This window comes from Pseudomonas sp. L-22-4S-12 (assembly GCF_009799935.1).
Classification (GTDB): Bacteria; Pseudomonadota; Gammaproteobacteria; order Pseudomonadales; family Pseudomonadaceae; genus Aquipseudomonas.
This window is the reverse complement of the sequence record NZ_WELL01000001.1, coordinates 1,206,668-1,226,074: the sequence shown is the minus strand read 5'-3', so window position 1 is coordinate 1,226,074 and position 19,407 is coordinate 1,206,668. Positions and strand designations below refer to the sequence as shown.

At 68.3% G+C, this 19,407-nt stretch carries 23 protein-coding genes; 15 read left to right on the top strand and 8 right to left on the bottom strand.

Annotation, left to right across the window (positions count from 1 at the left end; all coding sequences use genetic code 11):
• Together F3I16_RS05575 and F3I16_RS05570 are read left to right on the top strand one after the other, a co-directional pair.
• Positions 1-365, top strand: a 365-nt coding sequence (locus F3I16_RS05575; RefSeq protein WP_306110086.1) for a hypothetical protein, incomplete at its 5' end; no start/stop codon positions are given.
• Between the two features lie 193 nt (positions 366-558).
• Complete coding sequence (locus F3I16_RS05570) at positions 559-1,281, top strand: trans-aconitate 2-methyltransferase (RefSeq protein ID WP_160492710.1); 723 nt, start codon at positions 559-561, stop codon at positions 1,279-1,281.
• A 113-nt stretch (positions 1,282-1,394) separates the two neighbouring features.
• Here the strand turns inward: F3I16_RS05570 and F3I16_RS05565 are convergent, their stop codons facing one another.
• The gene (locus F3I16_RS05565) at positions 1,395-2,477 is read right to left on the bottom strand and encodes a fatty acid desaturase (RefSeq protein ID WP_160492709.1); all 1,083 of its coding nucleotides are present in this window, start codon (positions 2,475-2,477) and stop codon (positions 1,395-1,397) included.
• A 41-nt stretch (positions 2,478-2,518) separates the two neighbouring features.
• The gene (locus F3I16_RS05560) at positions 2,519-3,607 is read right to left on the bottom strand and encodes a ferredoxin reductase (RefSeq protein WP_160492708.1); all 1,089 of its coding nucleotides are present in this window, start codon (positions 3,605-3,607) and stop codon (positions 2,519-2,521) included.
• A 152-nt stretch (positions 3,608-3,759) separates the two neighbouring features.
• On the opposite strand from F3I16_RS05560, the gene fabR reads away from it, so the two are divergent.
• From fabR to F3I16_RS05525, 7 genes are all read left to right on the top strand, one after another.
• On the top strand, positions 3,760-4,407 hold the full coding sequence (gene fabR, locus F3I16_RS05555) for an HTH-type transcriptional repressor FabR (protein ID WP_160492707.1): 648 nt from the start codon (positions 3,760-3,762) through the stop codon (positions 4,405-4,407).
• 154 nt (positions 4,408-4,561) lie between these two features.
• The gene (gene ureE, locus F3I16_RS05550) at positions 4,562-5,062 is read left to right on the top strand and encodes an urease accessory protein UreE (protein ID WP_160492706.1); all 501 of its coding nucleotides are present in this window, start codon (positions 4,562-4,564) and stop codon (positions 5,060-5,062) included.
• A gap of 279 nt (positions 5,063-5,341) precedes the next feature.
• Positions 5,342-6,016 carry an urease accessory protein UreF gene (locus F3I16_RS05545; protein WP_160492705.1) on the top strand — a complete coding sequence of 225 codons (675 nt, stop codon included), beginning with the start codon at positions 5,342-5,344 and terminating at the stop codon, positions 6,014-6,016.
• Positions 6,017-6,029: 13 nt separating this feature from the next.
• A complete protein-coding gene (ureG, locus tag F3I16_RS05540) occupies positions 6,030-6,644 on the top strand; it encodes an urease accessory protein UreG (RefSeq protein ID WP_160492704.1) in 615 nt (204 codons plus the stop codon).
• Positions 6,645-6,664: 20 nt separating this feature from the next.
• Positions 6,665-7,237: a HupE/UreJ family protein gene (locus F3I16_RS05535; protein WP_160492703.1), complete on the top strand. Its 573-nt coding sequence runs from the start codon at positions 6,665-6,667 to the stop codon at positions 7,235-7,237.
• A gap of 322 nt (positions 7,238-7,559) precedes the next feature.
• Positions 7,560-8,147, top strand: coding sequence for a TIGR00730 family Rossman fold protein (locus F3I16_RS05530; RefSeq protein ID WP_160492702.1), 588 nt, complete (start codon positions 7,560-7,562; stop codon positions 8,145-8,147).
• Positions 8,148-8,227: 80 nt separating this feature from the next.
• On the top strand, positions 8,228-8,995 hold the full coding sequence (locus F3I16_RS05525) for a tetratricopeptide repeat protein (protein ID WP_160492701.1): 768 nt from the start codon (positions 8,228-8,230) through the stop codon (positions 8,993-8,995).
• 5 nt (positions 8,996-9,000) lie between these two features.
• Here the strand turns inward: F3I16_RS05525 and F3I16_RS05520 are convergent, their stop codons facing one another.
• A complete protein-coding gene (locus F3I16_RS05520) occupies positions 9,001-9,855 on the bottom strand; it encodes a mechanosensitive ion channel family protein (RefSeq protein WP_160492700.1) in 855 nt (284 codons plus the stop codon).
• Between the two features lie 165 nt (positions 9,856-10,020).
• Between F3I16_RS05520 and F3I16_RS05515 the strand changes: the two genes are divergently transcribed.
• The 4 genes from F3I16_RS05515 to F3I16_RS05500 all read left to right on the top strand — a co-directional run bounded on the left by F3I16_RS05515 (position 10,021) and on the right by F3I16_RS05500 (position 14,282).
• A complete protein-coding gene (locus tag F3I16_RS05515; protein WP_160492699.1) occupies positions 10,021-11,061 on the top strand; it encodes an extracellular solute-binding protein in 1,041 nt (346 codons plus the stop codon).
• Positions 11,058-12,773: a diguanylate cyclase domain-containing protein gene (locus F3I16_RS05510; RefSeq protein ID WP_160492698.1), complete on the top strand. Its 1,716-nt coding sequence runs from the start codon at positions 11,058-11,060 to the stop codon at positions 12,771-12,773. Before F3I16_RS05515 ends, F3I16_RS05510 begins: the two co-directional genes overlap by 4 nt.
• Before the next feature lie 64 nt (positions 12,774-12,837).
• Positions 12,838-13,836, top strand: coding sequence for a response regulator (locus F3I16_RS05505; RefSeq protein WP_160492697.1), 999 nt, complete (start codon positions 12,838-12,840; stop codon positions 13,834-13,836).
• Between the two features lie 2 nt (positions 13,837-13,838).
• Entirely contained in the window at positions 13,839-14,282 is a 444-nt protein-coding gene (locus F3I16_RS05500; RefSeq protein WP_160492696.1) for a PAS domain-containing protein, read from the top strand.
• Positions 14,283-14,370: 88 nt separating this feature from the next.
• Here the strand turns inward: F3I16_RS05500 and F3I16_RS05495 are convergent, their stop codons facing one another.
• The 3 genes from F3I16_RS05495 to F3I16_RS05485 all read right to left on the bottom strand — a co-directional run bounded on the left by F3I16_RS05495 (position 14,371) and on the right by F3I16_RS05485 (position 16,983).
• Positions 14,371-15,693, bottom strand: coding sequence for a DEAD/DEAH box helicase (locus F3I16_RS05495; RefSeq protein WP_160492695.1), 1,323 nt, complete (start codon positions 15,691-15,693; stop codon positions 14,371-14,373).
• A 168-nt stretch (positions 15,694-15,861) separates the two neighbouring features.
• Positions 15,862-16,464: a PolC-type DNA polymerase III gene (locus F3I16_RS05490; RefSeq protein WP_160492694.1), complete on the bottom strand. Its 603-nt coding sequence runs from the start codon at positions 16,462-16,464 to the stop codon at positions 15,862-15,864.
• Positions 16,465-16,473: 9 nt separating this feature from the next.
• Positions 16,474-16,983 (bottom strand): NYN domain-containing protein, encoded by a 510-nt coding sequence (locus F3I16_RS05485; protein ID WP_178116640.1) that lies wholly within the window; start codon positions 16,981-16,983, stop codon positions 16,474-16,476.
• An 89-nt stretch (positions 16,984-17,072) separates the two neighbouring features.
• On the opposite strand from F3I16_RS05485, the gene F3I16_RS05480 reads away from it, so the two are divergent.
• Positions 17,073-17,747, top strand: a complete 675-nt coding sequence (locus tag F3I16_RS05480) for a YciC family protein (protein ID WP_160492692.1) — start codon at positions 17,073-17,075, stop codon at positions 17,745-17,747.
• A gap of 34 nt (positions 17,748-17,781) precedes the next feature.
• Positions 17,782-18,216, top strand: a complete 435-nt coding sequence (locus F3I16_RS05475) for a VOC family protein (protein ID WP_160492691.1) — start codon at positions 17,782-17,784, stop codon at positions 18,214-18,216.
• Positions 18,217-18,241: 25 nt separating this feature from the next.
• Here the strand turns inward: F3I16_RS05475 and F3I16_RS05470 are convergent, their stop codons facing one another.
• A complete protein-coding gene (locus tag F3I16_RS05470) occupies positions 18,242-19,081 on the bottom strand; it encodes an SDR family oxidoreductase (RefSeq protein WP_160492690.1) in 840 nt (279 codons plus the stop codon).
• A 67-nt stretch (positions 19,082-19,148) separates the two neighbouring features.
• Positions 19,149-19,388: a CDGSH iron-sulfur domain-containing protein gene (locus tag F3I16_RS05465; RefSeq protein ID WP_160492689.1), complete on the bottom strand. Its 240-nt coding sequence runs from the start codon at positions 19,386-19,388 to the stop codon at positions 19,149-19,151.
• Positions 19,389-19,407: the final 19 nt, after the last annotated feature.

The following is a 19,407-nucleotide window of genomic DNA, read 5'->3' as shown; positions in this document are numbered from 1 at the left end:
AGAACGGCGCCGAACGCAGCAAAACCTTCCGCGTCGCCGAAGGCGGTGCCGAGCGTCTGCTCCAGCGCAACGAGGTCGCCGAGAACGGCGCCGAACGCAGCAAAACCTTCCGCGTCGCCGAAGGCGGTGCCGAGCGCCTGCTCCAGCGTGGCGCTGTCGCCGAGAACGGTGCCGAGCGCAACAAGGCCTTCCGCGTTGCCGAAGGCGGCTCGGATCGCCTGATCCAGCGCGACGCGGTCGCCGAAAACGGCGCCGAACGCAACAAGGCCTTCCGCGTTGCCGAAGGCGGTGCCGAGCGGCTGCTCCAGCGTGACGCGGTCGCCGAGAACGGCGCCGAACGCACCAGGGCCTTCCGCGCAGCCTGAAGCCAGCCGGCCTCGCCAGCTGATCGATAGCCGCCAGCAGTAAGGTCCCGCACGTGAAGCCGCACAACCCAGCCGAACGAGCCGGTGACTGCCCCCGCATTCACCGGCTTTTTACTGCCCGCCGGCAACCCAGGCTGGGCGCGCTGGAGCCGACTGCCTTATAGTCCCGCCATCAGGATCAGGCAGGGCAGCCATGCACACCATCGAACGGATCTACCCCAAGGATCTCGACCCGCGCAGCCGCGACGACCAGAACACCCTGCGCATCCACATGGAGCGCTACGAGTTCGCCGCCGACAACCTCAGCGGCCAGCACATCCTCGACATGGCCTGCGGCTGCGGCTACGGCACCGCCCTGCTGGCCGAGCGCAATCCGCAGCGGCAGATCACCGGAGTCGATATCGACCCCGACGCCATCGCCTATGCCCGGCAGCACTATCGCCTGCCCAACCTGCGCTACGTCTGCGCCGATGCCGAACGGTTCGCCGCCGAGCAGCCGTTCGACAGCATCGTCAGCCTGGAAACCATCGAGCACCTGCCCAGCCCCCAGCGCCTGATCGACAACTACGCCCGCCTATTGGCCGAACGAGGTCGAGTCATCGCCTCGGTGCCGATCACCCCGACCCTGGACGGCAACCCGCACCATTTGCACGACTTCAGCCGCCGCTCGTTCTTCGCCCTGTTCCGCCAACATGGCCTGCGCCCGCAGGCGCACTTCGAACAGATCCAGTGGTGGCAGTTCAAGGGACTGTTTTCCAAACGCCCGGACCAGACCAAGCGGCACCGTTCGGAAGGCGTCGGCAACGCCGTGCTGCTCTATTACCAGCGCCGCCCGCTGTACCTGTTCGCCCGCCTCGGCTCGATGCTGCGCTACGGCTTCAGCAACCGCTACCTGACCTGTTCGTTTCAGCGCTGAGCACCCGCTGTTTGTGGGGCTTATGGTTGTAGGAGCGAATTCATTCGCTATAGCAGGCAGCGGCAATCATCACCTGCTCGCGAATAAATTCGCTCCCACATCCAGGGCCATGTTCAGCCGCCGGCGACTGCGTTCTGCGGCAAACGGTACTTCCAGATCCGCCGCAGCACCGTGGCCAGCTGCGCGCTGAAGCTGCCGCAGTTGTAGACCTGGCCATAGCGCGCGGCGATCGCGCGCACTTCCACCGCCAGCGCTGCATAACGCCGCGCCGGCAGATCGGGGAACAGGTGGTGCTCGATCTGGTGGCTGAGGTTGCCGGTGAGGATGTGAAACAGCTGGCCGCCGCTCAGGTTGCTCGACCCGCGCAACTGGCGCAGGTACCAGTGGCCGCGGCTCTCGCCGACCACCGAGTCCTTGCCGAACACCGCCGCCTGCTCGGTGAAGTGGCCGCAGAAGATCACCGCAAAGGTCCACAGGTTGCGCAGCAGGTTGGCCAGGGCGTTGCCCGCCAGCACGGCCAAGGCGTTGGCGCCCAGCAGCAGGGCCAGCAGGGGGAAGAACAGGTAGTCCTTGCACCACTGGCGCAGCACCTTGGCCTTGAACTGGCGCAGCAGCGGACGCAGCTCGTCCTTGCTCATCCTGCCCTTGTAGACCTGGTCAAGACGCAGGTGCTGGATGGCGATCGAGTACTGGAACAGCAGCGCCTGCAAGGTCACCCACAGCGGTTGCCAGCGGTAGAAGGGCTTCCAGCGCTGCTCGGGGAACAGACGCACCAGGCCGTAGCCGACGTCGTCGTCCATGCCCAGCACATTGGTCCAGGTGTGGTGCACATGGTTGTGGGTGTGCCGCCAGAAATCGGCCGGGCCGGCGATGTCCCATTCGTAGCGGCGCCCGGCGAATTCCGGGTCGTTCATCCAGTCGTACTGACCGTGGATGACGTTGTGGCCCAGCTCCATGTTTTCGAGGATCTTGCCCAGCCCCAGCAGCAGCGTACCGAGCAGCCAGGTCGGCAGAAACCAGCCGAGCATCAGCAACGCCCGCCCGCTCCAGCAGCACAGCCGCACCGCACCGCGCACCCGGCGGATGTAGCGGGCATCCGCCGCGCCCAGATCGGCCAGGGTACGACTGCGCAGGGCATCCAGTTCGGCGCCAAAGGCATCCAGTTCCACGCGGCTCAGTTCGCGATCGCTACGCATAGTCGTCACCTCGGTTGGCCTGCCGCAGCGGCTGGCGAGAATTACAGATCGATGTCCACATCGCCCGCCGGCGCACTGATGCACAGGCGGATCGGCTGGCCCGGCTCGGCGAACAGCGCGCCGCTGCGCAAATCGCGCACCGTGCCGCCGAGCAGGGTGCAGGTGCAGCTGGCGCAGATGCCCTGGCGACAGCCATGGGCCGGGCGCAGGCCGGCGGCCTCGGCCTGTTCCAGCAGGCTGCGCGCGCTGTCCCCGGTGACCTGCCGGCGCGCGCGGGCAAAGCCCAGGCGCACCGCGCTGCCGGGTTCGACACTGCGCTCGGGAGCGGTAAAGGCTTCCACCTGCAGCGGCCCACGCCAGTGCCGGGCGACTGTTTCGACGAAGCCGGCCGGCCCGCAGGCCAGCACGTGGTCCGGCGCCAGCCCCTGCAGGTGCTCGCCGGTAAAGCGCCCGCGCAGTGGTTCATCGGCCGCCGGCTCGCCGGTCAGCGCCCAGCGCACGCTCAGGTTCGGATGGCGCTGCATGAGTTGCTGCAGCTCCTCGACAAACGGCCGCTGGCCCTGCTCGCGCACGTAGTGCAGCAGGCTGATCGGCGCGGCAAAGCCCCGGCTCAGGGCCTCGCGCAGCAGACCGAGCAAGGGCGTGATGCCGCTGCCCGCGGCCAGCAGCACCACCCCGGCGGAGTCCTGCGGCCAGTGCAGCTCGCCCTGGGCCTGGCCCAGCTCCAGCACGCTGCCGATAGCCAGGTGGTCGAGCAGGCGATTGGACAGGCGCCCACCCGGCTGACGGCGAATCGCCAGCTCGATGCGCCCGCCATGGCCGACGCGGGTCAGGCTGTAGCTGCGGCTGTGGCGCACGCCGTCCAGCTGCAGGTACAGCTGTACATGCTGGCCGGCGCGCCAGCCGCGCGCATTGCCGTTGCAACGCAGGCGCAGCGTCAGCATGTCTTCGGCCACCCACTCGCGCCCCTCGACGCGGGCGAACACCCGGTTCAGGCGCCAGCCTGGCTGCAGCCAGGCCAATACGGCATCCACCTCGGCCTCGCGCAACCAGCGCCGCTGCACCAGCCAGCGCAATGGCTGCAGCAGAGGACTCAGGGCACGCGACCAGCTCAGCGGGATTAGGGTCATGGCAGGGCTCCAGTGAACACTTGTACACAACAATGGCAGAGGCGCCATTTGTCAGTCAACACTCGTTCACTGGAATAGCAGGTTCGACGCCTGCGAAGCGCATTTGTTAGAGTGCGGCGCAAACCTGCCCCATAGCGAAACACCGAGTCCCCATGTCGCCACGCGCCGCACAGAAACAGCAGACCCGACATGCCCTGATGGATGCCGCCCGTGAGCTGATGGACAGCAACCGCGGCTTCGACAGCCTCAGCCTGCGCGAGGTCAGCCGGGCCGCCGGCATCGTGCCGACCGGCTTCTACCGGCACTTCCACGACATGGACGAACTGGGCCTGGCGCTGGTCGCCGAGGTCGATGCCACCTTCCGCGACACCTTGCGCGAAGTACGGCGCAACGAGTTCGAGCTGGGCGGCATCATCGAGGCCAGCACGCGGATCTTCCTCGACGCCATCAGCGCCAACCGCAACCAGTTCCTGTTTCTCGCCCGCGAGCAGTACGGCGGCTCGCAGCCGGTGCGCCAGGCCATCGGCCGGCTGCGCCAGCAGATCACCGACGACCTGGCGGCCGACCTCAAGCTGATGAGCCGCATGCCGCACCTGGACGATGCCGCGATCGACGTGGTCTCCGACCTGGTGGTGAAGACGGTCTTCGCCACCCTGCCGGAGCTGATCGACCCGCCGGCCGCCTCGCTGCCGGCCCACCTCACCCCGGAAGCCAAGATGGTTCAGCAGCTGCGCTTCATCTTCATCGGCGCCAAGCACTGGCAAGGCCTGGGCCTGGGCCTGGACAGCGCCGGGAGCTAGACGCACCAAAAGGCGGCATCCCGGCCAGCCAGGCACCAAAGCAAGGCGACATCTAGCCCCGTATTCAGGCACGCCGCCGCCAACCGCGGGGCCCCTCCGTTCTTGGCAAGCCCCTTGCTCTAGCACCAGCACATACTCAGGCCGGAAGCCCGCCATGCTGGTGATTCACCACCGCCTCGAACCCCAGCCGCACTGGGACGAAGAGCTGCACCTGACCTTCGATGCCCGCAGCAAGAGCCGCCTGCGCTGCTTCAGTGCAGCCGGTGAAGACGTCGGCCTGTTCCTCGACCGGGGCCAGCCGCCGCTGCGCGATGGCGACTGCCTGCGCGCCGAGGACGGGCGCATCGTGCGCGTCTGCGCGCGCCCGGAAGCGCTGCTGCACGTCACCTGCGCCAACGCCTTCGAACTGACCCGCGCCGCCTACCACCTGGGCAACCGCCATGTCGCCCTGCAGCTGGGCGACGGCTGGCTGCGCCTGCTCGACGACTATGTGCTCAAGGCCATGCTCGACCAGCTCGGCGCCAGCACCTGCACCCTCGAGGCGGCGTTCCAGCCGGAACATGGCGCCTATGGCGGCGGCCACCACCATTCGCACGCCGGCGACGCCGACTTCAACTACGCACCGCGCCTGCACCAGTTCGGCGTGCGCCTGTGAACAAGGCCTGGGCGCTCTTCAGGCTAGCCAGCCCGCAGCGGCCGCCTGGCCCGCTGGCTACCCCCGACGCAGGCCACGCCATGAATGAAGCCATGTACCTGTTACGCGTTGCCATGCCGCGCCGTTGTTTAGCTCAAGCGCTCGCGGTGGCTGCCCTGGCTGTTCGTGGGAGCGAATTCATTCGTGAGCAGGGCCTACGCCGAGCGGCCGGTTTATCGCGGATAAATCCGCTCCCACTCAAGCGCGATGGCCTGTGCAGCACGCTATTGGGACAGAGCCATGAATAAAGCCTGGGCACTGCTGCGTCTGGCCAGCCCGCAACTGCCGATCGGCGGCTACAGCTACTCGCAAGGCCTGGAAATGGCCGTCGAGCAAGGCCTGGTCGACAGCCAGGACAGCGCCGCGCGCTGGATCGCCGATCAGTTGCTGCTCAACCTGGCGCGCTTCGAGGCGCCGCTGCTGCTGGCCCACTGCACGGCCGCCGCAACCGGCGACTGGCCGACCCTGGGCGAGCTGGCCGAGCAACACCGCGCCAGCCGCGAGACCCGCGAGCTGGCCCTGGAAAGCCGGCAGATGGGCTACTCGCTCAGGCAGCTGCTCGACGGCCTGCCGGAACTGGACCAGGCCGCCCGCGCGTTTCTCGCCGGGCACGCCGAAATCGGCCTGGCCGCCGCCTGGGCCCTGGCCGCCCGCGCCTGGCGAATCGACGCCCAGGATGCCCTCGTCGCCTGGCTGTGGGGCTGGCTGGAAAACCAGCTGGCGGTGCTGATGAAGACCCTGCCGCTCGGCCAGCAGGCCGCCCAGCGCCTCACCTCGCAACTGCTCCCCCGGCTGGAACAGGCGCAGCGCCTGGCCAGCACACTCGAACCCGGCCACTGGGGCAGCGCCGCCTTCGGCCTGGCCCTGGCGAGCATGGCGCACGAGCGCCAGTACAGCCGTCTATTCCGCTCTTGATAAGGAAGCACCCATGAACAGCCAACCCCTGCGCGTCGGCATCGGCGGCCCGGTCGGTTCCGGCAAGACCGCCCTGACCCTGGCCCTGTGCCTGGCCCTGCGCGAGCGCTACAACATCGCCGTGGTCACCAACGACATCTACACCCAGGAAGACGCCCAGTTCCTGGTGCGCAACCAGGCTCTGGCGCCGGAGCGGATCATCGGCGTGGAAACCGGCGGCTGCCCGCACACGGCGATCCGCGAGGACGCCTCGATCAACCTGGAAGCGGTCGACCAGCTCAACCGACGCTTCCCCGGCCTCGACCTGATCATCGTCGAATCCGGTGGCGACAACCTCTCGGCCACCTTCAGCCCCGAGCTGTCGGACCTGACCCTGTACGTGATCGACGTATCCGCCGGCGACAAGCTGCCGCGCAAGGGTGGCCCCGGCATCTGCAAGTCCGACCTGCTGGTGATCAACAAGGTCGACCTGGCGCCGCTGGTCGGCGCCTCCCTGGAGGTGATGGACCGCGACGCGCGCAAGATGCGCGGCGACAAGCCCTTCGTCTTCAGCAACCAGAAGGTCGGCCAGGGGCTCGACCAGATCATCGCCTTCATCGAACGCCACGGCATGCTGACTGCCGCCTGAGTCAGCGCAAGGAGCCCGTCATGAACCTGCGTAAAAGCCTGTATGCCCTCGCCCTGTTCCTCACCCCGGCCGTGGCCTTCGCCCACCCCGGGCACGACCACGCCGGCCTGCTGGCCGGCCTGAGCCACTCGCTGCTGGGCCTCGACCACCTGCTGGCGATGCTCGCCGTCGGCCTGTGGGCCGCCCAGCAGCAGGGCGCCACGCGCTGGGCGCTGCCGCTGACCTTCGTCGCCAGCATGCTGCTGGGCGGCCTGCTCGGCTTCGCCGGCCTGCGGCTGCCGCTGCTGGAAACCGGCATCGCCGGCTCGCTGCTGGCCTTCGGCCTGCTGGTGGCCGTGGCCGCGCGCCTGCCGCAGGCCGTGGCGCTCGGCCTCACCGGCCTGTTCGCCCTGAGCCACGGCGTGGCCCATGGCCTGGAGCTGCCGGCACTGGCCAGCCCCTGGACCTATGCCGCCGGTTTCGTCGCCGCCACCGCCGCCCTGCACGCCAGCGGCTATGCCCTGGTGCGCTACCTGCCGCAAGCGGCGACGCCGCTGGTGCGCCTGGCGGGCACCGCCACGGCCGGCACCGGGGTCTGGCTGCTGGCCGGCTGAGTACCGGCCGACGATCCCGCGAGCCAAAGCCTGTTATTAACGCAGGCTGGCCGACGCGCAGCAGATCGTGGACAGGTTCCGAGGCAAGCCGGCGCTATCGCCACGATCGAGACAATCAACCGATCACCTGCGCCGGCAGCGGCTAGGCTGCAACTGTAGCCCCCAGGAGATCCGCCCATGTCGCTCAGCAGCCTGCTGCACAGCCTGTTCGCCGCCTATGCCGCCGGTGCCAGCGGCAACTGCCCGGACGAACACGCGCTGATTTGAACCGCGACCCCGCCAAGGTCTACCCTGTGCGCCATTTCGCCCACAGGAGCCTTGCATGAGCCTCAAGTCCGTCTGCGTGTTCTGCGGTGCCAGCACCGGCAGCAACCCGCTCTACCGTGAAGCCGCCGTCACCCTCGGCCGTACCCTCGCCGAGCGCGGCCTGACCCTGGTCTATGGTGGCGGGGCCGTGGGCCTGATGGGCGTGGTGGCGGACGCGGCCCTGGCGGCCGGCGGCCAGGTGATCGGCATCATCCCGCAGAGCCTGGAGCGCTCGGAAATCGGCCACAAGGGCCTGACCCGCCTGGAAGTGGTCGACGGCATGCATGCACGCAAGGCGCGCATGGCCGAACTGGCCGACGCCTTCATCGCCCTGCCCGGCGGCCTCGGCACCCTGGAGGAACTGTTCGAGGTCTGGACCTGGGGCCAGCTCGGCTACCACGGCAAGCCGCTCGGCCTGCTCGACGTCAACGCCTTCTACCGCCAGCTCAGCGGCTTCCTCGATCATCTGGTGGCCGAAGGCTTCGTCCGCGCCCCGCACCGCGGCATGCTGCAACGCAGCGAAGCGGCCGGCGAACTGCTGGATCGCCTGGCCGCCTGGCAGCCGGACGTGGCGCCGAAGTGGGCCGACAGCACGCCAAGCTGAACCCGGTCACAGACCCGCGCCTGACAGCCCGGCGGGCACGTGGTACATAGAGGGCCCTCTCAGCACGGATGCCGAAACCCATGCCCCTCCTCGCCCTGTTACTCATCGCCTGTCAGGTGTTCTGCGGTCTGCACGTGGTGCGCAGCGGCCAGGAACGCTACTGGATCTACCTGATCATCGCCCTGCCCGGCCTCGGCTGCCTGATCTATGCCCTCGGCATCATGCTCCCGGACCTGCTGCGCAGCCGGCGCGGGCGCCGCGCGGTCAACCAGCTGCAGGATCGCCTCGACCCCGAGCGCCATCTGCGCGCCCTGCGCAACGACTTGGAAATCAGCGACACCCGGGAAACCCGCATGCGCCTGGCCGACGAGCTGCTGCGCCTGGGCCAGGCCGCAGAGGCCGTCGAGCACTACCGCGCGGCCCTGCGCGGCATCCATGCCCAGGCCCCGGACATCCTCCTTGGCCTGGCCCGCGCCCAGCTGGCCAACGGCGAGGCCGCGGCCTGCCGGCTGAGCCTGGAACAGCTGCGCGAACACAACCCCGACTTCCGCAGCGCCGATGGCCACCTGCTGTATGCCCAGGCCCTGGCGCAGCTGGGCGAGACGCTCAAGGCGGAAGAGGAGTACCGCGCCCTGCTCGGCTACTTCGCCGGCCCCGAGGCGCCCCTGCATTACGCCCTGCTGCTCAAGCAGCTGGGACGCAGCCGCGAGGCGCGCGAGCTGCTGGAGCAGATCGACCGCCACGCCCGCCGCGCGCCCAAGCACTACCGCAACCTGCACCAGACCTGCCTGGCCCAGGCGCGCAGCGAGCTGCAGGAGCTGCGCAGGCCGCTCGACCAGCAGGTCTGAGCCCGTCAGGCGTTCGGCGCCTGCTGCATGATCACCCGCTGCGCCGCCATCGGCGCCGGGAAGCCGGCCTCGCCCAGGGCATCCTTGAGCACCTTGTTGCTGTCGAAATAGACCTGCCAGTAGTGGTCGTTATGGCAGTAAGGCCGCACCGCCAGCACCGGGCCGACCAGGTTGAACTCGAGGATTTCCACGTCCACCGCGGGCGTGGCCAGCACATTGTCGATGGCGCCAATGCGCTGCTTGAGCAGGGCCACCGCCGCCTTCCAGTCCGCCGCGCCGGACAGCTGGGCCTGCAGGTCGACCCGGCGGAAGGCGTTGTGCGAATAGTTCTGGATGTTGTCGCTGAAGATCTTGTTGTTGCCGACCAGAGTCAGCACGTTGTCCGGGGTGTTGATCGCCGTGGCGAACAGGCCGATCTCGGTCACCGTGCCAGTCACCCCGCCGGCACTGATGAAGTCGCCGACCTTGAACGGGCGCAGGACGATGATGAAGCCGCCGGCGGCCAGGTTGGCCAGCAACCCCGACCAGGCCATGCCGATGGCCAGGCCGACCGCGGCGATCAGCGCGGCGAAGGTGGTGGTCTGCACGCCGAAATAGCCGAGGATGCCGATCACCAGGATGATGTTGAGGGTCACGGTGATGAAGGAACCCAGGTAGCGCAGCACGGTCGGGTCGACCTTCTGCTTGCCCAGGGCCTTCTGCACCAGGCCGACGGCAAAGCCGATCAGCCAGCGGCCGATCACCCAGAAGGCGATGGCCGCGAGAATCTTCACACCGAACGCCGCGCCATACTGGGCGACCAGGTCGAGCAGTTGATTGGCCTTGGCGGTTCCGGCGCTGAGCAGGGCGTTCTCTTCCATGGCGGCATTCCTGTAGAAAGTGGCTGACCCGGAAAACGCTAGCACGCCCCGCCAGAATTACCCGCCGGCCCCCGCCAAAGCACCGAAAAGGGGCAGCGCAGACGGCTCGGCAAGGCAGATTGCCATCGTATACACTGCAGAAGCTCCCTTGTTCTGGCCTCGTCCATGACGTACCTGCGCCCGCTGCTGTTCACCCTGCTCACCGTTCTGACCCCTGCCCTGGCTCATGCCGGCAGCCAGACGTTGCGCCTGCTCGCCTGGCCCGGCTATGCCGACGCGGACCTGGTGGCCGAGTTCGAGGCCCGGCACGATGTGCAGGTCGAGGTGACCCTGGTCGGCAGCGACGACAAGCTGCGCAGCAAGCTGGCCGAAAACCAGGGCGGCAACTACGACCTGATCGCCGCCAACACCGCGGAAATCGAGTACTACATCGGCCGCCACCTGCTGCAACCGCTGCAGCCGGCGCGCATCGCCAACACCACCCGCCAGCTCTGGCGCTTTCGCGACTACCCGAAGATTCCCGGCATCATGGCCGCCGGCAAGGTCTACGCGATCCCCTACACCTACTCGGACATGGGCCTGATCTACGACCGCCAGCAGTTCGCCGAGCCGCCCACCTCCATCACCAGCATGTGGGACCCGCGCTACCGCGGCAAAGTGCTGGCCTTCAATGGCAGCAGCCACAACTTCTCCCTGGCCAGCCAGGCCCGCGGCCGCGACCCGTTCAACATCGCCGCCGAGGAATTCCCCCAGGTCGCCGAGCAGCTGATCGCCCTGCGGCGCAACGTGCTGACCTTCTATGCCCTGCCGGAGGAAGCCGTCAGCCTGTTCCGCGAGCACTCGGTGGCCCTGCTCTTCGCCAACTACGGGCGCCAGCAACTCAAGCAGCTGCGCGATGCCGGCGCCGATGTCGGCTACGTGATCCCGCGCGAAGGCGCCCTGGCCTGGCTCGACTGCTGGGCGATCAGCCGCGGCGCGCGGGACGTGGCCCTGGCCGAGGCGTGGATCGACTTCACCCTGGAGGCCCATGTCAGCCGCGCCCTGAGCGAGCGCCAGGGGCTGTCCAATACCCTGGAAGAGCCGAGCGGCACGGACAAGCCCGGCCAGCTGATCTGGCTGCGTCCGGTCGAGGACGACGCCCGCCGCGCCGCACTGTGGCAGCGCATCCTGTCCGGCGAACGACCGCCGCTGCAGGAGGCGCCATGAAGTTCGGCATCGCCCTCAAGCTGGGCGCCCTGCTGGCCCTGTTCGGCATCCTGGTTTCCGGCCTGACCGGCTACTACTCCTACCACAACAGCCGCGGCCTGCTGCTCAAGGCCGCCGAGCGCGACCTGCTGACGGCCGCCCAGGTGCTCGGGCGCAACCTGCGCAGCAGCGTCGAGGGGGCTTCCCGCGACGCCCTGCTGCTGGCCGGCGTCGCCCAGGTACGTGACCTGCCGGCCGCCGCCAGCCGGATCGAACGCGAACACGTGGACGGCGACCTGGGCGTGCTGTTCCGCTCGCTGCTCAGGGTGCACCCCGAGTACGTGCAGATCCGCCTGATCAGCGCCGCCGAGCATGGTCTCGAGCAGGTGCGGGTGGACCGCGACGGCGAGCGCCTGCTGCAGATCGACGGCACCCAGATGCAGGAGAAGGGCCACTACGCCTATGTGTTCGACACCCTGCGCCTGCAGCCCGGCGCGGTGCGCCTGTCGCCGATCGTGATCAACCACGAGCAGGGCGCGCACTCCGGCCAGGACCGGCCGACCCTGCACGTCTCCACGCCGGTGGCCGACAGCAGCGGCAAGGTGGTCGCCCTGATCGTGATCAACGTCGACCTCGCCCAGCTGTTCGCCCAGCTGCAAAGCGACCTGCCCGAACAGTACCGGGTGTACCTGAGCAATCGCTGGGGCGACCTGCTGATCCACCCGCAGCCCAGCCGCACCTTCGGCTTCGACCAGGGCCGGCGCTGGTTCATCCAGGACGAATTCCCCGAAGTCGCCAGCCTGCTGGCCGACAACGGCCGCGAGAGGCTGGTCACCCGCGGCGCCGAGCGGGCCCAGCGCGACCCGCTGGTGGCGGCCTTCGTGCGCCTGTCGGTCAGCCCGCAGAGCGCCGAGCGCTTCGTCATCCTCGGCCTCGGCCAGCCGCAGAGCCATGTCCTGGCCGAAGCCAGCGGCCTGGGGCAGCGCATCGCCCAGGTGGTCCTGCTGTTCAGCCTGCTCGCCCTGCTGGTCGCCGTGGTCGCCTCGCGCGCCATGACCAGCCCGCTGAAGCTGATGAACCAAGCCGTGCAGCTGTTCTCCCGGGAGCGGCGGATCAGCGAGCTGCCGCGCCGCCAGGACGAGCTGGGCCAGCTGGCGCATAGCTTCCGCCAGATGCAGGAGGAAATCCTCAGCCACCTCGACGAGCTGACCCGCAGCCGCAGCGCCCTCGAGCACCTGGCCCGGCACGACCCGCTGACCGGCCTGCCCAACCGCCGGGTGTTCTTCGAGCGCCTCGAACATGCCCTGGCCACCTCAAGGCGCAGCGGCAAGCAGTTGGCCGTGCTGTTCGTCGACCTCGACCACTTCAAGCAGCTCAACGACAGCCTCGGCCACAGCCTCGGCGACCACGTGCTGCAGGCGGTGGCCAACCTGCTGCGCTCGGCCACCCGCGAGAGCGACACGGTGGCGCGCCTGGGCGGCGACGAGTTCGTCATCCTGTTCGAGGTGGTCGAAGATCCCCAGCACATCGTCGCCATCCTGGAAAAACTGCACGACCGCTTCCAGCTGCCCATGCTGATCGACGGCCACGAGGTGCGGGTCCAGGCCAGCATGGGCGTCAGCCTGTTCCCGCGCGACGGCGACGACATCGAGGCCCTGGTGCAGCAGGCCGACCGTGCCATGTATGCGGCGAAGAACGCCGGGCGCAACACCTACTCGTTCACGCCGAACTGACCCGCCCCTGCCCGGCCGCTATGCTGGGGCTATTGCCAACCAACCTCTGCCGCATGGTGCTCCGGTGATTCCACTTCTGGTCTGCGACGATTCCGCCATGGCGCGCAAGCAGCTGATCCGGGCCCTGCCGCCCGAATGGCCGGTGCGCATCAGTCAGGCCAGCCAGGGCGAAGAGGCCCTGGCCGCGATTCGCCAGGGCCTCGGCCAGGTGGTGCTACTCGACCTGACCATGCCAGTGCTGGACGGCTACCAGGTACTCGCCCAGCTGCGCGCCGAAGGCCTGCAGAGCCGGGTCGTGGTGGTTTCCGGCGATGTCCAGGCGGAGGCCCTGCGCCGCGTGCAGGAACTGGGCGCGCTGGGTTTCATCAAGAAGCCGGTGGCCGCCGAGGAACTGCGCGCCACCCTGATCCGCCTGGGCCTGTTCCACCCGCCGGCCGTCCAGGCGCCGCCCCAGCCGCGCGCCGAGCCGGCGCTCAGGGTCAACTTCCGCGATGCCCTGCGCGAGGTCAGCAACGTCGCCATGGGCCGCGCCGCCGCGCTGCTGGCGCGGGTGCTGAAAGTCTTCGTGCGCCTGCCGATCCCCAACGTCAATATCTTCGAGGTCAGCGAGCTGCACATGGCCCTGCTCGACGCCCAGCGCGGCGAACGCCTGAGCGCGGTGTGCCAGGGCTTCATCGGCGATGCCATCGCCGGCGAGGCGCTGCTGCTGTTCCATGATTCGGAGACCGGCGACATCGCCCGCCTGCTCGGCTGGCAGCCACAGAACGACACGGAAACCTCGGAGATGCTGCTCGACCTGGCCAGCATCCTGATCGGCGCCTGCCTGTCCGGCATCGCCGAGCAGATCGACGTGCGCTTCTCCCAGGGCCACCCGCAGCTGCTCGGCCAGCACGCCTCCATCGAGCAGCTGATCAGCCTCAACCAGCGGCGCTGGAAGCAGACCCTGGCGGTGGAGATCAGCTACGGCCTGGAAGGCCACGCGGTGCACTTCGACCTGCTGCTGCTGTTCACCGAAGACTCGCTGCCGCGCCTGACCCAGAAAATCCACTACCTGATGGAGTAGCCATGCCGGCGCAGATCGATATCAAAGAAGTGCATTGGCTGCTCGACATCGTGCAGTGCCTGGATGTCGGGGTGATAGTGCTGGATCGCAGCTATCGCATCGAGGTGTGGAACAGCTTCATGGAGAACCACTCCGGCCTGGGCAGCGACGCGGTGCAGGGGCGCTGCCTGTTCGAGCTGTTCGGCGAAATCGACGAGCCCTGGTTGCGGCGCAAGGTGGAAAGCGTGGTGCAGCTGGGCACCCGCGCCTTCAGCCTGTGGGAGCAGCGCCCCTACCTGCTGCACTTCAAGAGCTACCGGCCGATCACCGGCCAGGCCGATTTCATGTACCAGAACGTCACCATCCTGCCGCTGGCCGCCGCGCAGGGCGAGGTCGAGCATGTCTGCGTGATGCTCTACGACATGACCGATGCGGCCATGCACAAGCTCGGCCACCAAACCACCTAAGCACGGCGCCACAGCCGCTAGGGTGCGCCGCGCGCACCACCGACCACACGGGGCCCAGGTGCGCACGGCGCACCCTACGCAAGGCTGATCAGGGCCTCTTCTTCGCCTTGCCGCCGAAGCCCGGTGCCTTGCGCACGGCCTTGACCACCGGCGCGGCCGGCTCCTCGGTTTCCAGCCACTTGCCCAGGCCGGCCTTGCCACCGACCACCTTGGGCTTCTTCGGTTTTTTCGGCTTCTTCAGCACCTGGCCGCTGGCGTCGGTCTGCGGCACCCGGTGATCCGGCTCGAAGCCCGGCTCGTCGACCCGGCGCAGGGTCTGACGGATCAGCACTTCGATGGCCGACAGCAGCTGCACTTCGTCGGCACACACCAGCGATACCGCCTGACCCGTGGCGCCGGCGCGGCCGGTGCGGCCGATGCGGTGCACATAGTCCTCGGCGACGATCGGCAGGTCGAAGTTGACCACCAGCGGCAGGTCGTCGATATCCAGGCCACGGGCCGCCACGTCGGTGGCCGCCAGCACCCGCACCTCCCCATCCTTGAAGCGCTGCAGGGCGCGCAGGCGCGACGGCTGCGGCTTGTCGCCGTGGATCGAGTCGGCGGCGATGCCTTCGGCCAGCAGCAGCTTCTCCAGTTCGTCGACGCCCTTGCGGGTCTTGACGAACACCAGCACCTGATCCCAGCGCTGGCTGCGATACAGGTGCAGAAACAGTTCGCTCTTGCGCTTCTTGTCCACCGTCACCAGCCACTGCTTGACGCTCTGCGCCGCGGCATTGCGCGGGCTGACCTCGACACTCAGCGGATCGTGCAGCAGTTCCTTGGCCATGCTGCGGATGGCCTCGGAGAAGGTCGCGGAGAACAGCAGGGTCTGGCGCTTTTTCGGCAGGGCGCAGAACACTTCGTCCAGCTCGCGGGCGAAGCCCAGGTCGAGCATGCGGTCGGCCTCGTCCAGCACCAGCGCCTGCAGCTGGTTGAACTTCACCGCGTTCTGCCGGTACAGGTCGAGCAGCCGGCCGGGGGTGGCCACCAGCAGGTCGATGCCCTTACGCAGCTTCATCATCTGCGGGTTGATGCTGACCCCGCCGTATACCGCATAGGTCCGCAGCGGCAGGTTCTGGCCGTACTGCAGGATGCTCTGGTGCACCTGCTCGGCCAGCTCGCGGGTGGGCACCAGCACCAGGGTGCGCACCGAGTTGCTCGTCACCTGGCCGCCTTCCATGGTCAATTTTTGCAGCAGCGGCAGGGCGAAACCGGCGGTCTTGCCGGTGCCGGTCTGCGCCGCGGCGAGCAGGTCGCGGCCCTTGAGCACGGCAGGGATCGCCTCCTTCTGCACCGGTGTCGGGGTGCGGTATTCGAGGCCGTCGAGGGCGCGCAGCAGGGGGTCGATCAGGCCGAGGGCGGCGAAAGTCATGGCAGGTAACCGGCAAAAGAGGAACAGGTGCGCAGTTTACCTGCTGTGCCGCTCCAGTGCCCGTAACGGCCTGTAGGTTGGGTTGAGGAGCCCAGCGACGAAGCCCAACGCAGCAAGCCCCGCAACGTTGGGCTTCGCTGCGCTCAACACCAACCTACATGCGCCGCGTCAGGCCTTGAGCAAGGCGCGCACCTTGGCCGCCGAGAGCTTCTGCAGGCCGCACAGGTAGGCATGGCTGACTTCGGCCACGCCGTAGCGCTCGCGCAGGCGGCTGGCCAGCCGCAGGGTCAGGTTGGCCGCCATTTCCGCATCGGCCAGCGCGCGGTGGGCCTGGCCGGTGTCCGGCAGGTTGGCCCAGCGGTTGAGGTTGCCCAGCTTGTGGCTGGGCGCCTCCGGCAGCAGGCGGCGGGCCAGCAGCAGCGAGCAGGCGAATTCCTGCCGGCGCGTGCGGCGCAGCAGGGCCAGCTCGGCATCCCAGAACTTCGCGTCGAACGCGGCGTTGTGCGCCAGCAGCGGCGTGGCCCCGACGAAGTCGGCCACCTCGCCCATCACCTGGGCCACCGGCGGCGCGCTGCGCACCATGGCATTGCTGATGCCGGTGAGCTGCTCGATGAACGGCGGAATCCACGCCCCGGCATTCATCAGGCTCTGGTAGCGCTCGACGATCCGCCCACCCTCGATGATCGCCACGCCGATCTCGGTCGGCCGGGCATTCTGCGCCGGCGACATGCCGGTGGTTTCAAAGTCGATTACGGCAATACGGTCCTGCATCCAGCGTCCTCAATTCTTTAGTAGCAGCGCGCCGTCTATCGGCACATAGCGGTCGGCGGCGCGGATCAGCGAGTTGGCGGTCAGCCCGGGCACGCCATACACGCAGCTGCTCACCCCGTGGGCGCTGCGCACTTTGTCCAGCAACAGGTCGAAGTCGCCATCACCGGAGGCCAGCACCACTTCGTCGACCCGCGGTGCGGCATCCAGCACGTCGATGCAGATGCCCACGTCCCAGTCGCCCTTGGCCGAGCCGTCGCTGCGCTGGATAAAGGGTTTCAGGCGCACCTCGAAGCCCAGGTTGCGCAGGATCTGCTGGAACTGGCGCTGCTTGGGATCGCCGCGGTCGATGGCATAGGCGTAGGCCTCGACTATCTGCCCGCTGGCGCTGACCTCGGCCCACAGGGCGGCATAGTTGAAGTGGCAGCCATGGGCCTGGCGCACGGTGTAGTAGAGGTTCTGCACATCGGCGAACAGGGCGATTTTCTTCACGGGGAAACCTGTAGTGAACGCGGCGGCCATTATGCGTCAGCCGGCAGCGATGCGCGTCATGTTCGCCGGCCCCGGCCATCGGCTAAAGTGAAAGCTGAAGTACTGCCGCGAACCCTGCCATGAACCCACTCAGCGTCCTGCGCGATTCATTCATCTTCTTCAGCCGCAACCTGCGCAGCATCGCGCCGCTGTGCCTGCCGCTGATCGCCGTGGAGTGCCTGCTGCGCGCCGTGGTCGCCGGCCTGGTGCCGCCGGCGCACTCACCCACCTACGAGCTGCTGGTCGGCCTGGTGGTCTACCCGCTGTACAGCGCCGCGCTGATCCTGTTCCTCGACGCCCGCAGCCAGGGCCGCCGGCCGAGCCTGCGCAACCTGCTGGCGGCCAGCGCGCTGCTGTGGCCGGGTTTCGCCGTGCTGGCCGGGCTGAGCACCCTGCTGATCATGCTGGCCGCCAGCGCCTTCGTGCTGCCGGCGCTGTGGGTGATGGTCAAGCTGGCCTTCGCCGAATACCTGCTGGTGCTGCGCGGGCTGACGCCGCTGCAGGCGATGCGCGAGAGCTTCATGCTGACCGTCGGCCACTTCTGGTCGCTGCTGGCCTGCGTGCTGCTGGTGATAGTGCCGCTGTGGCTACTCGACGACTGGACCCTGCAACTGCTCGGCGAACAGCCGGATGCCGTCGGCAGCCTGCTGCTGGACATCCTCAACGGCTTCCTCCAGCTGTTCTCCACGGTGGTGCTGTTCCGCTGCTTCATGCTCTGCACCCCGCAACCGGCAGAGGAAAGCCAGAGCAGCTAGGCTGGCAGGACTGTTTATTCCAAGAGGAAGACGCATGTCCGCAGTAAACCCGAGCATCCTGTCGCACGTCTCGATAGGCACCAACCGCTTCGAGCAGGCCGTGGCATTCTACGATCAGGTCCTGCCGACCCTCGGCTGCAAGCGCATCCTGGCCCATCCCGGCGCGGTGGCCTGGGGCCGCGAGTACCCGGAGTTCTGGGTGCAGACGCCGATCGACGGCCAGCCGGCCAGCGTCGGCAACGGCAGCCACTTCGGCTTCGTCGCCCCGGACAAGGCCTCTGTGCAGGCCTTCTACGCCGCCGCCCTGGAGGCCGGCGCCAGCCCCGACGGCCCGCCCGGGCCACGCCCGGACTACGGCGAGCCCTACTACGGCTGCTTCGTGCGTGACCTCGACGGGCACAAGATCGAGGCGGCCTACTGGGACATGGCGCAGCTCTACGAGCTGTATACCGAGCCGCACAGCCACTGAGCATCTGCCGTAGGGTCGCCCCTTCCTAGCGCCTGGAGCCCGGCTTCAACCCGGACAGCCGCGGCAGCAGCACCCGCTCGAACAGGCGCGGGAAGAAGCGCGCCAGCAAACGCGCCCGCCAGTTGACGTTGGACAGCACCAGCAGGCGCCGGCGGCGCAGGGCGCCACGGTAGATGGCCTCGGCGACATCCTGGGCGGAGGCCACCTTGCCGATCGCCAGCGGCGGTTGCTGGGCCACCGAGCCGTCGCCGACCAGGGCGTTCTTGCGCAGGTCGGTGGCGGTAAAGCCGGGACAGACCAGCATCACGTTCACCCCCGAGCCCTTGAGCTCGGCGCGCAGGGTCTCGAACAGGCCGTGCAGGGCATGCTTGCTGGCGTTGTAGGCGCTGCGGTAGAGCAGCGGGGCGAAGCCGGACAGCGAACTGAGCACGATGATCTGCCCGCGCCGCGCCACCAGGCTCGGCAGCGCGGCCTTGGTGCAGTGCACGGCGCCGAAGTAGTTGACCGCCATGACCCGCTGGAACACCGTCAGCTCGGTCTCGGCAAACGTGCTGCGGTGGGTGATGCCGGCATTGTTGATCAGCACATCGATGCCGCCGAAGCGCTCGCAGGCCTGCGCCACCGCCTGCGCCACCGCCGCCGCATCGGCCACGTCGCAGCGCAGGCCGATGGCCTCGCAGTTGAGGTTGTCGCGCAGGTGCTGCAACAGGCTGTCGAGCTCCGCCTGCTGCAGATCGAGGATCACCAGGCGCGCGCCGGCCTGGGCCAGGCGCATGGCCAGGGCGCGGCCAATGCCGGCACAGCCGCCGGTAATCAGCACCACCTTGCGTTCGAACACCTTGCTGGCGAATACCTTGCGATACATACGAGCTCCCATGGTTCTGCAATCTGCCGCCGCGCAAATGAGCCGGCGAGCAGCAACAGCTTATGCCCTACAGATCGTTATGCGTACCGTCGCACAGCGGCGGCGTATGGCTGTGCTTGCAGCCGCAGAAGAACAGGGTCTCGCTGTGTTCGGCATGCAGCTTCAGCGGCCGCAGGCCGGTGCCCTGATGCGAGCCGTCACAGAACGGCTGCTTGGCGCTGCGCCCGCAGCGGCACCAGAAGTAATCCTGCCCGGCGCAGACATCCACCGCGTAGGGGCCTCGTTGAGCGATCCGTACCTCGTCCATTGGCGCACTCCTCGGTGGC